This window comes from Pseudoalteromonas sp. QJM3NY_12 (genome assembly GCF_056173165.1).
Genome location: NZ_CM149661.1, coordinates 514,720 through 528,391, shown reverse-complemented (window position 1 = coordinate 528,391; position 13,672 = coordinate 514,720). Strand labels below are relative to the sequence as shown.

Sequence of the window (13,672 nt, the reverse complement as noted above, 5' to 3'; positions counted from 1 at the left end):
AAATCATTGTGCGACTTAAACTAGTTAGTCTATTAATTATATTGTCAGGGTTATCGGCGTGTAGCACAACCGAAAAACCAACTAAAACCAGCGATAACTTAAGTAACAGTGCCAATACGCTGAAAAATGAAGCACTAAATGCGCAATCTATTTACCAATTAGCGCAAAACCGCTATGGCGCTGATAAAATTCAGCTACTTTATAGTGCTCGTGATAGCGCAATTACAGAAGAAAACTGGCCACTACTCGAAAAAATATGTACTGAACTTGCACTTACCGCCAGTGTTGATCAAATTCAAAATCGTTTATACATTGCCTTTGCGCAAAAAGAGCAAAATAAAAATCAGCAAGCACTTGAGGTACTAAACACGCTTGAGGGGCAACTTAAGCAACCTGAACATTTTGCTTGGCACCAATTTTTAACTGCCAGCATTTTTGCGTCGCAAGACTTACCAAAACGTGCAGCTTCTTACTTTTTTGCTGCCTCTGAATCGGTAGCAAAAAATAATATTTCTATCCCTAAACTTAATGACGCACTTTGGCATAATTTAAAGCAGCTTTCTTCGTATGCATTAGAGCGATTTAACCGTGGCTCGGTTATTCAACAAGGCTGGGTTAATTTAGCTTTGTATCATCAGGTTTATGCCAACAGCTCTGTTGATTTAGACCAAGCGATTAATAATTGGCGCCGCCGTTACCTTGGGCACCCTGGTACCAATGTTCTACCAAAACAAGATACCTACGCCAATGAATTAGCACCACTAAATATTGAACGCTTAGTTGTGCTATTACCTCAGTCAGGTGCTAACAAGCGCTTAGGGGATGCATTAAAAGCCGGCATACTGGCTGCACTTGATAAAAAAGAGATTAGCGAAACGCTGTTTATTGATGAAAATACCGAAACCGAAGCGTTGAGCGCACAGATTTCGCAATTACAACCAGACTTTGTTATTGGTCCGCTATTAAAAGCCAATATAGATAAGCTCGCTAATACCAACACATTACTCGATATACCCACATTACATTTAAATACTTTTGATGGTGAAAGAACCTCTCTGCAACACTACTTTTTTGCGCTTAATCCTGAGCATGAAGTACAACAAACTCTAGAGCATTTTTTAGCGCAAGGTTATCAAAAACCTATGTTGCTAGCGCCAAATAATACCAATGGTCAGCGCTTAATTGACTACTTTAACCTGCAATGGCAACGCTATAGTGAAACAACCACACAAGTTGGCTTTTACAACGACAATAAAGATATGCCCAATACCATTACCAGCTTGCTAGAAGTTGATAAATCAAAAGAGCGTATTAAATCGGTTAAAACACTCTTTAATAAAGAAGTAGAAAGTGAAACCCGTTCACGTGGCGATATTGATGCAATTTATATATTAGGTGACGCCATAGAGACCCGATTAATTAAGCCTTACCTAGATGTTAACGTAAGCACCTTTGCCGACAGGATCCCTATTTACGCCAGCTCTAAAAGTCATAGTAAGCAAATAGATACCACTGACAAAGGCGATTTAGATGGGCTTTACTTTACCGAACTTCCTTGGATGTTAGACTCACAAATTACGCAGCATAATCTACGTAAGCAATATAATGATTTATGGCCTGAACAGGCTGATATTAGCCAGCGTTTATTTGCCATGGCCTACGATGCCGTCGCCATGCTGAATGATATTAGACAGCTGAGCATTACACCCGATAAATACTTTTCAGGCTTAAGCGGTAAATTATCCATTAATAGTGCCGGTGATATTGAACGATCACTGCAATGGGCGCAGTACAGCAATCGCCGTATAAAACCTGTGGAATTAAAAACACAACGCCCTGTGCCGCTATTTATGCAGTCGGCAAACGATGGCATAACCATTATTAACTAAGGGGTTAGCATGTCGTGGTTTAAACAGCTGTGGCAAAATAGTCGTGAAAAAGGCCAGTATTATGAGCGCCAAGCGCAAAAGTATTTAGAAGCGCAAGGTTTAAAAGCGATTGAGCGGAATTACTACTGCCCCTACGGCGAACTTGATGTCATTATGAAAGACGGTGACACCTTAGTGTTTGTTGAAGTTAAGTTTCGTAAAAATAACATAAAAGGCGGCGCTAATTATGCGCTAAGCCCGCAAAAGCAAGCTAAGTTAAAGCGCACTATTTATCATTACCTTGGTGCTAAAAACTTAAAAAACCAGCCATTACGTATTGATTACGTAGCTATAACAGGCGAACCGTCATTACATATTAACTGGCTGAAAAACGTATTTTAATATCTGATGTATAAAAATAAGACGATTACAACAGCTTCATGCTGAGCATACAGTTAAACATTAGCTTACGCCTAAAATAATCACCTTTTAATAAAGCCGGTGTGAGCTCACACAGAATTAGAGATAAATTGTTGGTAACCCATGCAAGATACAATTAAAGAAATTTTTAAAGAAAGTATTCAAGTTCAAATAGCTGCAGGCGAAGTATTGCCAAGCGCGTTAGAATCAGCGGCATTTACCATTGCACAAAGCCTGATCAATGGGAATAAATTGATCTGTTGCGGTACTGCAAACTGCCATATGCTGGCACAACACATGGCAGGCGTACTGGTTAATTTTTACGAAACAGAACGTCCCTGCTTACCTGCAATCGCTCTCTCACAAGAAAATATTAACTTGGGCCAAGGCAATCAAATAGATGACCACGATACATTTGCACGCCAAGTTCGTGCCTTTGCTCAGCAAGGTGACTTATTATTGGTACTTGCCATTAATGGTAATGAAAAACACATAATTTCTGCAGTAGAAGCGGCACTTACCAAAGATATGAAGGTCATAGTAATGGTAGGCGATGATGGCGGCGAACTCGTTGGCTTACTTGGCCATAACGATGTAGAAATTCGTACGCCATCTAAACGCCCGAGTCGCATTATTGAATCGCATTTAGTGAACCTTCACTGTTTAAGTGAGTTGGTGGATTTAACCCTTTTCCCGCAGGACGAAAATTATGTTTAAACGCTCCCTAATTATTTTAGGCACTGTTGTGTTATTACAAGGTTGTGCCGCTGCTGTGGTCGCCGGTACAGCCAGTGCTGTTACTGCCGCTAACGATAGGCGAACCATTGGCTCGCAAATAGACGACAACAACATTGAAATAAAAGCCAGCATTGCTATTAGCGAAGATGAACGCCTTAATAAGTTTGCTCATATCAGCGTTATTAGCGTTAACGGTGTTGTTTTGATGGTTGGGCAAGTACCTAATCAAGAAATGAAAAACCAAGCGGTTAAAACTATTGAGAACCTGTCTGGTATTCGCAAAATTCATAACCAGCTTCGCATTGGCTCTAATATTGGAATCACCACGCAAACTCACGACTCATGGTTAACCTCAAAAGTAAAAGCGCAACTTCTAGCGGCTGAAAACATCAGCAGTAATAATATAAAAGTAGTGACTGAAAATGCCGAAGTATACTTAATGGGGCTAGTCTCTGACGCTGAAGCAAACCAAGCCGTTAATATAGCTCGCAACATCTCTGGCGTAGAGCGAGTAGTTAAAGTATTTGAGTATTTGTAAAAGTCCGAGGTTCGAGGTTCGAGGTTCGAGGTTCGAGGTTCGAGGTTCGAGGTTCGAGGTTCGAGGTTCGAGGTTCGAGAAATTTAAAAACCTTGCGGTTAACATCGCAAGGTTTTTTTATACCTGTAGGCGGGAGTTTACCTCGCGCAGGGTTTAGTAAAATGCGCGGCATAAAGCCCCGCCTACAAAACCATTTTGAACCACAGAGTACACAGAGACGCTTCGCGCTACACAGAGAAGACAGGACAAATAAAACATGCCTTTAATCATTTCCTCTGTGTGCTCTGCCCCCTCTGTGGTGAATAAAATCTCTTTAAAATCTTTTTGCACAAAGAGAAGTGAATGAGGAGTAAATGAGAAAACAACAACCATTAGCCCAACTAATTAATTCGAGTCTCTAGGCCCGTTGCTCGCAGCTCGTCGCTCGTGAGCCTTTCTAACCTTTAACCTAATATTTTCATACAGACATAAAAAAACCGCTTATTAAGCGGTTTTTTTTCTAACATTTACTAGTTATTTTATAACACGTAAATGTGAGCCTTTTTTCTTTTCAGGCTTGGGAGCTGGCGTTTCATCAACTATCTCTGGTGATGAATCGACACTTTCAAGCTCTGGAGCAAAATCGTCTTCGTCCTCTAAAAACTCATCTGCAGTAAAGACTGTGCCTTCGCCATTTTCACGTGCATATATTGCAAGTACAGCCCCTAAAGGCACGTACACTTGCATTGGCTGGCCGCCAAAGCGCGCGTTAAAGCTAAGCTGAGTATTATCTAACGAAAACTGCGTAACCGCCGAAGGGCTTATGTTCAATACAATTTGGCCATCTTGAACAAACTGTGTTGGCACTTGCACTGCAGGAAAGTCAGCATTAACCACTAAATGTGGCGTGCATTCGTTATCAACAATCCAATCAAAAAAAGCGCGTAGTAAATAAGGACGATTAGAAGTCATTATAAACGGATCTCACGCTCTGCTTCAGTTAAAGAGGCTTGGAATGATTCACGTTCAAATAAACGGATCATATACTCTTTAAGTTCTTTAGAGCCTGCACCATTTAGCTCAATACCAAACTCTGGTAAACGCCATAATAGTGGTGCTAAGTAACAATCAACTAAGCTAAACTCTTCACTCATAAAGTAAGGCGCTTCACTAAAGATGGGTGCTATTGCAAGCAATGCTTCGGTAAGCTCTTTACGAGCTTGCGCGGCATCAGAAGTGTTGTTGATGATTTTTTCAGCTAGGCTGTACCAATCAGTATCAATACGGTGCATCATTAATCGACTACGACCACGCATGACCGGATATACTGGCATTAGTGGAGGATGAGGAAAACGTTCATCAAGGTATTCCATGATGATGTTTGCCTGATATAAACCAAGCTCACGGTCAATCAGTGTTGGCACTGTGCCGTAAGGGTTAATTTCGTGAAGTGCTTCTGGCAGGTTATCCTTTTCAGCCATATGAATATCTACACTTACACCTTTTTCAGCAAGTACAATGCGTACTTGGTGGCTATACATACAGTTAGCACCAGAAAAAAGGGTCATTACAGGGCGCTTATTGGCAGCTACGGCCATGCCTACCTCCATTAAATAACTAAAACAGCAATAGGGGCTTAAGCCCCTATTGCAAAATTACCTTTAAATATGTTCAAACTTAATGAACATCTCTCCAGTATTCTTTCTTCAGCATAAATGCCAAGATAAACAGGATAATTAAAAACCCGATTACCTTAATACCCAGCGCTTCCGACTCGAGACGTGTAGGTTCACCTACATACTCTAGGAAATTCGTTAAATCACGAACTGCTTGGTCATATTCATCTACACTTAATTCGCCCGTACCATCTGTTTCTGTGCCAGTAATATGAGTGGTTGTTTTACCATTTACTGTTACTTCTTCAGTAATTGCAGTAGGAACACCTTGCAACTCTTGAAGAACATGTGGCATACCCACCGATGGGAATAACGTATTATTTACGCCAAACGGACGAGATTCATCTTTGTAAAACGATTTTAGATAGGTGTAAATCCAATCACTGCCACGCACACGCGCAACATTAGTTAGATCCGGCGGAGCCGCACCAAACCATTTTGCAGCATCTTCTTTTGCCATAGCATTAAGGATATGGCCACCCACTTTTGAACCATCAAAAATAAGTTGCTCTTGACCAATCTCTGTTGGAATACCAATGTCACGGAAAGTACGTTCATAACGTTGATACTGCATTTGGTGACAACCAAGACAGTAGTTCATGAACAACTTTGCGCCACGTTGCAAAGAAGGTTGATCAGATATATCGTTACCCGCTTCCATTAGAGGAACTGACGGGCCTGCAGCCATTGCAGGTAACACGTTTACTGATAAAGCAAATAAACCTATTAGTAGCTTTTTCATCATTTCGTTAACCTCTCAGGCAATGGCTTAGTTTTTTCATTCTTACTGTAAACAAATAACAGTACGAAGAACATAAAGTAAGTCACAGTACAGACTTGCGAAACAATCGTTTTAAAATCAGTTTGTGGTGTAGCACCAACCCAACCTAAAAGAACGAAAGTAACAACAAAACCTGCAATGTTCCATTTGTGGAAACCACAACGGTAACGAACTGAACGAACCGAACCACGGTCAATCCAAGGTAATAATGCTAGCACGACAATTGATGCACCCATTGCAGCAACACCCATTAGTTTGTCAGGGATTGCACGTAAGATTGCATAGAATGGCGTGAAGTACCAAACAGGGAAAATATGCTCTGGTGTTTTAAGTGGGTTAGCTGCTTCAAAGTTTGGCGCTTCTAAGAAGAAGCCACCCATAGCAGGCATAAAGAACACAACCCAGCAGAACAAGATTAAGAAACCAACCACGCCCACAATATCTTTTACTGTGTAATAAGGGTGGAACGGAATCGCATCAATAATGTCTTTCTTATCTGTGTAGTATTCATGGAACTTAAATTTAGGCTTGTCTTCTTCAGCCACAGTTCCTTTTTTACGTTTGTTATCAATACCGTCAGGGTTATTAGAACCCACTTCGTGTAGTGCAACAATGTGTAAAAATACTAAGATAACAATAACCAATGGCAGTGCAATTACGTGTAATGCAAAGAAGCGGTTAAGCGTTGCACCTGAAATTACATAGTCACCACGGATCCACAGTGTTAAGTCATCACCAATAACCGGGATTGCCCCGAATAATGAAATGATTACCTGTGCACCCCAGAACGACATTTGGCCCCATGGTAATAAGTAACCCATGAATGCTTCAGCCATTAGGGCTAAGAAAATGAACATACCGAATAACCACAGTAATTCACGTGGTTTTTGATAAGAACCGTAGATCATGCCACGGAACATGTGCATGTAAACAACGATGAAAAACGCAGATGCACCCGTTGAATGCAAATAACGTAATAACCAACCGTACTCTACATCACGCATGATGTATTCTACCGATGCAAATGCACCTTCAGCAGATGGTACATAGTTCATCGTTAACCAAATACCTGTAAGTATTTGGTTTACTAGTACTAACATAGCTAGAGAGCCGAAGAAGTACCAGAAGTTAAAGTTTTTCGGTGCTGGATACTGTGCAATGTGCATGTTCCAAACACGTGTCATTGGGATACGGTCGTCTATCCACTCAACAATTTTACCAAACATTAGGCCACCCCTTGTTCTTCGCCCACTAAAATAGTGGTCTCATCAAGAAAAGTATATGGTGGAATTTCTAAATTTAATGGTGCAGGTACCGATTGGAATACACGGCCAGCCATATCAAACTTAGAACCGTGACATGGACAGTAAAAACCGTCATCAGTCCCTTCCACTTTCTCACCAAAGCCACCTTGTAAAAAGCTAGGTGAACAACCCAAATGCGTACAAATACCTACAGCGACAAAAATCTCTGGGCGTAATGAACGGAAATCATTGGTTGATGATTCTAATTGTTGTGGCTCTTGCGATTGCGGATCACGAAGTTGACCTTCATGTTCTTTCATCTGCTCAAGCATTTTTGGGGTACGTGATACAACCCATACAGGTTTACCACGCCACTCGACACGTATTAATTGTCCTGGCTCAAGTTTGCTGATATCTACTTCTACAGGCGCACCCGCAGATTTAGCTCGCTCACTTGGATTCCAAGACGCAATAAAAGGAACAGCAGCCCCAGCCGCACCAACACCACCAACAACAGAGGTAGCTATGGTTAAAAAGCGACGTCGGCCATTGTCTACAGGCGCATTGCTCATCCACTTATCTCCACTATGATTCTCAACACTTGCTATATTGAGAACATCAGTTACAGCAGGTTAATTTTTCGAATTTTAAAAGAGAAACGATCATAATTAAAACCCTTGTTTAAAACAAGGTTATTCACAGCCTCCTGCCCGAATAAACCTGACTTGCTCAAATAGTTGATTAAGTAAGCTCGAGTATGAAACCAAATGACTATAGTATCGCTTCCGTAAAAACAATTTGTAAACAAGTACAATCTCACCAACTAAGTACAGTAACAACTGAATTTGGCGACATTAAACTCATTCACTTTATTTGCCCGCCAATTGTAGCAAAAAAATTCACCAATTAACTGATGGATTTAAACTAATTGCGATAATTATTTAACTTTTTTTGCGTTAGTCGGTCATTTTTAAGCTTTCGTTCAATAAATACGCATGCTTTGCCTATTTTGATCAAGCTAATGTCGACATTAGTCGTAAAGGGAGGATTGAAGGTTAAAGGTTAAAGGTTAAAGGTTAAAGGTTAAAGGTTAAAGGTTAAAGGTTAAAGGTTAAAGGTCAAAGGTCAAAGGTCAAAGGTCAAAGGTCAAAGGTCAAAGGTCAAAGGTCAAAGGTCAAAGGTCAAAGGTCAAAGGTCAAAGGTCAAAGGTCAAAGGTCAAAGGTCAAAGGTCAAAGGTCAAAGGTCAAAGGTCAAAGGTCAAAGGTTAAAGGTCAAAGGTTAAAGGTTAAAGGTCAAACATACTCATATATTTTTGAATGAATATTTAATTTTGAACCTCTTAATCCCAAGCATCGATTGATTTCATCAATGCTGAAATCATACGGGAAAGTTCACGAGTCTCCTCAATCCATTCACTAGCCTCTGTCGTGTCAACTTCACCTATTTTTAGTGCAATGTAAATTTGAGAGCGTAATTCTCCACAACTCCCCTTAGAGTATGATAAAAATCGAATATAATCTTTAGGAGTTATTCGTTCATAACCCTCTGCTATATTTGAAGAAATTGAAAGTGCAGATCGTGTTATTTGATCTTTTAAACCAAACTCTTTGCTCTGCTTAAAATGTAAATAAATCTCGCAAGCTAAATCGGCTGAACGTTGCCATACCCTTAAATCTTCAAACCTCATAACATAACCAGTCAGCTAAAACATGCTTAACTTATAACTGTAAAATAAGAAAGACACAAAGCTTAGATCAAACTTATAGCTTGAACCTTGAGTCTTGAACCTTGCTCCTTGAGTCTTGAACCAAAACCTTATAGCTACAAAACAAAAAACCCAGCATAAGCTGGGTTTTTGAATTCTTGATAACGTAAAAATTAACGTTTTGAGAACTGTGGACGCTTACGCGCTTTCTTAAGACCCACTTTCTTACGTTCAACTTTACGTGCATCACGAGTAACAAAACCTGCTTTACGAAGTTGTGGACGTAGTGACTCGTCAAACTCCATAAGTGCACGAGTGATACCGTGACGGATAGCACCAGCTTGACCAGTAGTACCACCACCGGCAACGGTGATGTGAAGGTCAAATTTTTCAGTCATGTCTACAAGCTCAAGAGCTTGACGAACAACCATGCGTGCTGTTTCGCGACCAAAGTACTCTTCTAAAGAGCGCTTGTTGATTACGATGTTACCAGTGCCTGGGCGTAAGAATACGCGAGCACTTGAACTTTTACGACGACCTGTACCGTAGTATTGATTTGCCATGATAGTGCTCCTTAAATGTCTAGAACCTGAGGCTGTTGTGCAGCATGGTTATGCTCAGTACCCGCGTAAACTTTAAGTTTGCGGAACATAGCGCGGCCTAAAGGACCACGTGGCAACATGCCTTTAACAGCTTTTTCGATGATCATTTCAGGCTTTGCAGCTTGAAGTTTATCAAAAGTAGTAGACTTAAGACCACCTGGGAAACCAGAGTGAGCGTAGTACACTTTATCTTTGAATTTGTTACCAGTAACAGTAACTTTCTCAGCGTTGATAACGATGATGTAATCACCAGTATCTACGTGTGGTGTGTACTCAGCTTTGTGCTTACCGCGTAGGCGATGAGCGATTTCAGTAGCGATGCGACCTAAAGTTTTATCTTCAGCGTCAACTACGTACCAGTCACGTTTTACTGTTTCTGGTTTAGCAACAAACGTTTTCATTTATAAAAATCCAATGTTTTTCAATTAAAACCACAGGTAGTTATTATTAACTACCGCTCTAAGTATGCTACAACCCCTTCGAGTTTTAGACTTTTTCGCCGCTCACAAGTGGCTAAACTATATGAGGACATAGAACGCAACGTGGCAGACGCGGGAGTATACCAGCACTTAAACTACATTGCTACCGGCCGGTTGTTTTTTCCGCAAAAAGTTTTAGGCTCGAGTGTCGGGCTACAGGGGGCGAGGTACGAGCTTCGAGATTCGGGGTTCGTAATCCATAGCCCGTCGCCCGTGAACTTTAACCTCTATCTAAAATCTAACACCTAATACCTTTATTATTTCTGACACACCTCACAAAAAACGGTGCTGCGTTGGCCTAGACGAATTTCTGTTAGTGCTGTGTCGCAATTTACACAAGGCTGGCCTTTTCGGCCATACACTAATAGCTGTTGCGCAAAGTAGCCTGGCTTACCGTCACTTTGGGCAAAGTCTTTCAACGTTGTGCCGCCTTGAGTAATTGCTGCGGCTAGGGTGTCTTTTATAATTGGGATTAATGCTTGGTAGCGTTTAAGGCTTACTTTACCGGCTTCTTTTCGCGGATCGATACCTGCTTTAAATAATGATTCGTTAGCGTAAATATTACCAACCCCCACCACCACGGCGTTATTCATAATAAACTGTTTAACAGGCACTTTTTTATTGCGAGATTGCTCATAAACACGTTTAGCAAAAAAGTCATCGGTGAGTGGCTCGGGGCCTAATTTAGCAAGCAACTTATGCTCTTCATTGGGGGCTTGCCATAAACAGCAACCAAAGCGACGTGGATCGTTTAAACGCAGCGCCTTATTATTCGCTAAAATAAACTCAACATGGTCATGCTTTTTAAGTGGCTCATTGGCGCTCACAACCCGCAAGTTCCCCGACATACCTAAATGCAATATAGCCGAGCCTAACTCGCACTCTAATAATAAATATTTTGCACGGCGTTCAATACCGCTAACCATTAACCCCTCAAGTTGATACACCTCATCTGGCACAGGCCAGCGCATACTGGCATTATGAATATTTACCTTAGTCACAACTTGGTTTAGCACATGGGGGGTAATGCCCATACGGCTAACTTCTACTTCTGGTAATTCAGGCATTTATAAAACTCACTTATGAAAAGGTAAAACTTGGAAATAATTGTTTTGCAGTGGTTAAATCTAGCAACAATAGCCGCTGACTGGTTTTATCGAATAAATAATACTGACCATTCGCCTCAAATAATAAGTACACCCAAGGTAAGGGCTCACCGGCGAGTTCAAGCGTAGCTACCGATAGTGGCTTATTCATATCAAGCGCATCAGGTGTAGTGGTGGTCACCAGTGCGGTATTTTGCCATAAATAAACTAGCTCACTAAGTTGTTGCTCTGAGCCTTGCCAACTAAGCGGTACATTTTTTTGCAAAGCAGTAGTACGCCAACTAGTGCCAATACGCTCAATTTTTTGGTCGATAAATTTAAGTGTTAATACAAAACTTTGCACAGGAAGTAGTGGCTGCAATTGCGCCTGTGCTTCATCATTCCCTATGTTTTTATGCAGTCCATTTAAAAAGAAGATCATAATCAACATCGAAAAAATAATAACATTGTTCCAACCTTTTCGGCCGAGTTGCATGTGGGTCTTCCAATTAATAATATCGATTTAAAGTGTAACCAAAACTTAATTACACTGTCTATATGTTAAAACCCAAAGACTTTGCTAGAATATCGGCAAATTTTAAGGAGTTTAGTCATGTCAATGTATGTAGTGGGCCATAAAATCCCAGATTCAGATTCAATATGTGGTGCAATTGCACTGGCTTATTTAAAAAACCAAATTGATGAACCAGCAATCCCAACTCGCCTAGGTGAAGTGTCACCAGAAACACAGTTTATTTTAGATAAATTCGGTTTTGAAGCACCTGAGCTAAAACTTAGCTACGCTGGCGAAGACGTTTATATTGTAGACCACACAGAAAAAACCCAAGCGCCTGATGATATTGATCAGGCTCGCGTAGTGGGCGTGGTAGATCATCACAAGCTAGGTGATTTAACCTCATCAACACCACTTGAGTGTTGGATCCGCCCTGTTGGTTGTTCTAACACCATTATTAAAATGATGTATGACTTCTACAACGTTGAGATCCCTAAAGATATTGCTGGCATTATGCTTTGCGCTATTTTAAGTGACACGGTTATTTTTAAGTCACCAACCTGTACCACAGCCGATATTAAATGTGTTGAAGCGCTTGCAGAAATTGCAGGCATTGAAGACTTCAAAGAACTAGGCATGGACATGTTCCGCGTTAAATCAGCCGTTGAAGATACGCCAGTACGTGACTTAGTAATGCGTGACTTTAAAGACTTTAACATGAACGGTAACCTCGTTGGTATTGGTCAGTTAGAAGTTATTGACCTTGCGGTATTTGACGAGATTAAAGCCGACCTTGAAGCCGACATCGCGAAGCTTAAAGAAGAAGGCGGTCGTCATTCAGTATTTTTACTTCTGACCGACATTATGAAAGAAGGCTCACAAATGCTAATTGCATCAGACGATGCTAGCCTAGTTGAGCAAGCTTATGGTGAAAAACCAGAAGACGGTAAAGTATGGCTAGACGGCGTATTAAGCCGTAAAAAGCAAGTAGTGCCACCACTACAAGACGCTTTTAAGAGCTAAGTTCGAGGTTCGAGGTTCGAGGTTCGAGGTTCGAGGTTCGAGGTTCGAGGTTCGAGGTTCGAGGTTCGAGGTTCGAGAAATTTAAAAACCTTGCGGTTAACATCGCAAGGTTTTTTTATGCCTGTAGCAGCGGGTTCACCCCGCGCATTTTCACAACATTTCAAACAGCCTGCGCGGCATAAAGCCCTGCCTACAATAAAACTCTATATTAATCCTACCCGAAGGCGGGAGCTTACCCCGCGCAATATCACAACTTTTCAAACAACCTGCGCAGCATAAAGCCCTGCCTACAATAAAACTCTATATTAACCCTACCCGTAGGCGGGAGTTTACCTCGCGCACTTTCGCTATGGTAACCCGCTCAAATTCAAAACTATTAATTGCCTGCTATATTTACCTATAAAACCACAAGATATAAAAATGAAAAATCACAAAACCTAAGGAAAGGTCGTATTTCAATTCCCAATCACTATTACTGCGTAACTCTAGTCATTAATAACAGACAAAAATTATTAAACGACCTTGGTCTCAATAGAAAAATAATTTTTGAAATTAAGAAACTTGAATTAGAAGATGCTTGTGAAAGTGTTGCTTTTGTCTTAATGCCAGACCATATACATTGGCTTTTTCAATTAAAAGTAAGCTTACATTTAAGCGCTTTAATTAGACTATTTAAAGGCCGCTGCACTAAGCTTGCCCGAGATCAGCATAAAATTAATAAGCTTTGGCAAAGTGATTATTACGATCATATGATCCGAGATGAAAAAGACCTAATTAACTACGCGCGCTATATAGTAGCAAACCCACTTAGAGCTAATATCGTTAATAACGTTGGTGATTACCCATTTTGGGATTGTATTTATTTGAAATAAAATATAATACCCGTAGGCCTAAGTTTGTAAATGCAATTGAAAATTTGTAGGCGGGAGTTTACCTCGCGCAGAGTTTTGGTTCGAGGTATTAGGGTTTAGGTGCTTAAATCGTCGCCCGTACCTCGTAACCCGTCGCTCGCAGCCCGT

Annotated in this window: 16 protein-coding genes; 6 read left to right on the top strand and 10 right to left on the bottom strand. The window is 40.8% G+C overall.

The annotated features are described in order from the left end of the window. The first annotated feature begins 8 nt into the window (after positions 1–8). From AC0VZ5_RS02510 to dolP, 4 genes are all read left to right on the top strand, one after another. Entirely contained in the window at positions 9–1,889 is a 1,881-nt protein-coding gene (locus AC0VZ5_RS02510; protein WP_475474113.1) for a penicillin-binding protein activator, read from the top strand. 9 nt (positions 1,890–1,898) lie between these two features. After that, positions 1,899–2,270, top strand: a complete 372-nt coding sequence (locus AC0VZ5_RS02505; RefSeq protein ID WP_008110719.1) for a YraN family protein — start codon at positions 1,899–1,901, stop codon at positions 2,268–2,270. Positions 2,271–2,411: 141 nt separating this feature from the next. Further along, the gene (locus AC0VZ5_RS02500) at positions 2,412–3,005 is read left to right on the top strand and encodes an SIS domain-containing protein (RefSeq protein ID WP_008110721.1); all 594 of its coding nucleotides are present in this window, start codon (positions 2,412–2,414) and stop codon (positions 3,003–3,005) included. Next, positions 2,998–3,564, top strand: a complete 567-nt coding sequence (gene dolP, locus AC0VZ5_RS02495; protein ID WP_475474110.1) for a division/outer membrane stress-associated lipid-binding lipoprotein — start codon at positions 2,998–3,000, stop codon at positions 3,562–3,564. Before AC0VZ5_RS02500 ends, dolP begins: the two co-directional genes overlap by 8 nt. Positions 3,565–4,077: 513 nt before the next feature. On the opposite strand, the gene AC0VZ5_RS02490 is transcribed toward dolP, so the two are convergent. The 10 genes from AC0VZ5_RS02490 to AC0VZ5_RS02445 all read right to left on the bottom strand — a co-directional run bounded on the left by AC0VZ5_RS02490 (position 4,078) and on the right by AC0VZ5_RS02445 (position 11,612). Continuing rightward, entirely contained in the window at positions 4,078–4,515 is a 438-nt protein-coding gene (locus AC0VZ5_RS02490) for a ClpXP protease specificity-enhancing factor (protein ID WP_008110860.1), read from the bottom strand. Beyond that, positions 4,515–5,141 carry a stringent starvation protein SspA gene (sspA, locus tag AC0VZ5_RS02485; protein ID WP_008110861.1) on the bottom strand — a complete coding sequence of 209 codons (627 nt, stop codon included), beginning with the start codon at positions 5,139–5,141 and terminating at the stop codon, positions 4,515–4,517. Before sspA ends, AC0VZ5_RS02490 begins: the two co-directional genes overlap by 1 nt. 79 nt (positions 5,142–5,220) lie before the next feature. Next, complete coding sequence (locus AC0VZ5_RS02480) at positions 5,221–5,964, bottom strand: cytochrome c1 (protein ID WP_475474107.1); 744 nt, start codon at positions 5,962–5,964, stop codon at positions 5,221–5,223. Next, positions 5,961–7,226, bottom strand: a complete 1,266-nt coding sequence (locus AC0VZ5_RS02475; RefSeq protein WP_010390662.1) for a cytochrome b — start codon at positions 7,224–7,226, stop codon at positions 5,961–5,963. The genes AC0VZ5_RS02480 and AC0VZ5_RS02475 overlap by 4 nt, the downstream gene beginning before the upstream one ends. Further along, positions 7,226–7,816: a ubiquinol-cytochrome c reductase iron-sulfur subunit gene (gene petA / locus AC0VZ5_RS02470; protein ID WP_010390661.1), complete on the bottom strand. Its 591-nt coding sequence runs from the start codon at positions 7,814–7,816 to the stop codon at positions 7,226–7,228. Before petA ends, AC0VZ5_RS02475 begins: the two co-directional genes overlap by 1 nt. 768 nt (positions 7,817–8,584) lie before the next feature. Next, complete coding sequence (locus AC0VZ5_RS02465; protein ID WP_178954939.1) at positions 8,585–8,932, bottom strand: four helix bundle protein; 348 nt, start codon at positions 8,930–8,932, stop codon at positions 8,585–8,587. Positions 8,933–9,123: 191 nt separating this feature from the next. Beyond that, positions 9,124–9,516 carry a 30S ribosomal protein S9 gene (gene rpsI / locus AC0VZ5_RS02460; protein ID WP_024600778.1) on the bottom strand — a complete coding sequence of 131 codons (393 nt, stop codon included), beginning with the start codon at positions 9,514–9,516 and terminating at the stop codon, positions 9,124–9,126. An 8-nt stretch (positions 9,517–9,524) separates the two neighbouring features. Next, the gene (gene rplM, locus AC0VZ5_RS02455) at positions 9,525–9,953 is read right to left on the bottom strand and encodes a 50S ribosomal protein L13 (RefSeq protein ID WP_008110876.1); all 429 of its coding nucleotides are present in this window, start codon (positions 9,951–9,953) and stop codon (positions 9,525–9,527) included. A gap of 335 nt (positions 9,954–10,288) precedes the next feature. Then, positions 10,289–11,098 (bottom strand): bifunctional DNA-formamidopyrimidine glycosylase/DNA-(apurinic or apyrimidinic site) lyase, encoded by an 810-nt coding sequence (gene mutM, locus AC0VZ5_RS02450; protein WP_475474104.1) that lies wholly within the window; start codon positions 11,096–11,098, stop codon positions 10,289–10,291. A 13-nt stretch (positions 11,099–11,111) separates the two neighbouring features. Continuing rightward, a complete protein-coding gene (locus tag AC0VZ5_RS02445) occupies positions 11,112–11,612 on the bottom strand; it encodes a hypothetical protein (protein ID WP_475474102.1) in 501 nt (166 codons plus the stop codon). A gap of 117 nt (positions 11,613–11,729) precedes the next feature. On the opposite strand from AC0VZ5_RS02445, the gene AC0VZ5_RS02440 reads away from it, so the two are divergent. Both AC0VZ5_RS02440 and AC0VZ5_RS02435 read left to right on the top strand, forming a co-directional pair. Further along, positions 11,730–12,653 carry a manganese-dependent inorganic pyrophosphatase gene (locus tag AC0VZ5_RS02440; RefSeq protein WP_013464036.1) on the top strand — a complete coding sequence of 308 codons (924 nt, stop codon included), beginning with the start codon at positions 11,730–11,732 and terminating at the stop codon, positions 12,651–12,653. A 380-nt stretch (positions 12,654–13,033) separates the two neighbouring features. Then, positions 13,034–13,525: an REP-associated tyrosine transposase gene (locus tag AC0VZ5_RS02435; RefSeq protein ID WP_475474099.1), complete on the top strand. Its 492-nt coding sequence runs from the start codon at positions 13,034–13,036 to the stop codon at positions 13,523–13,525. Positions 13,526–13,672 lie beyond the last annotated feature (147 nt).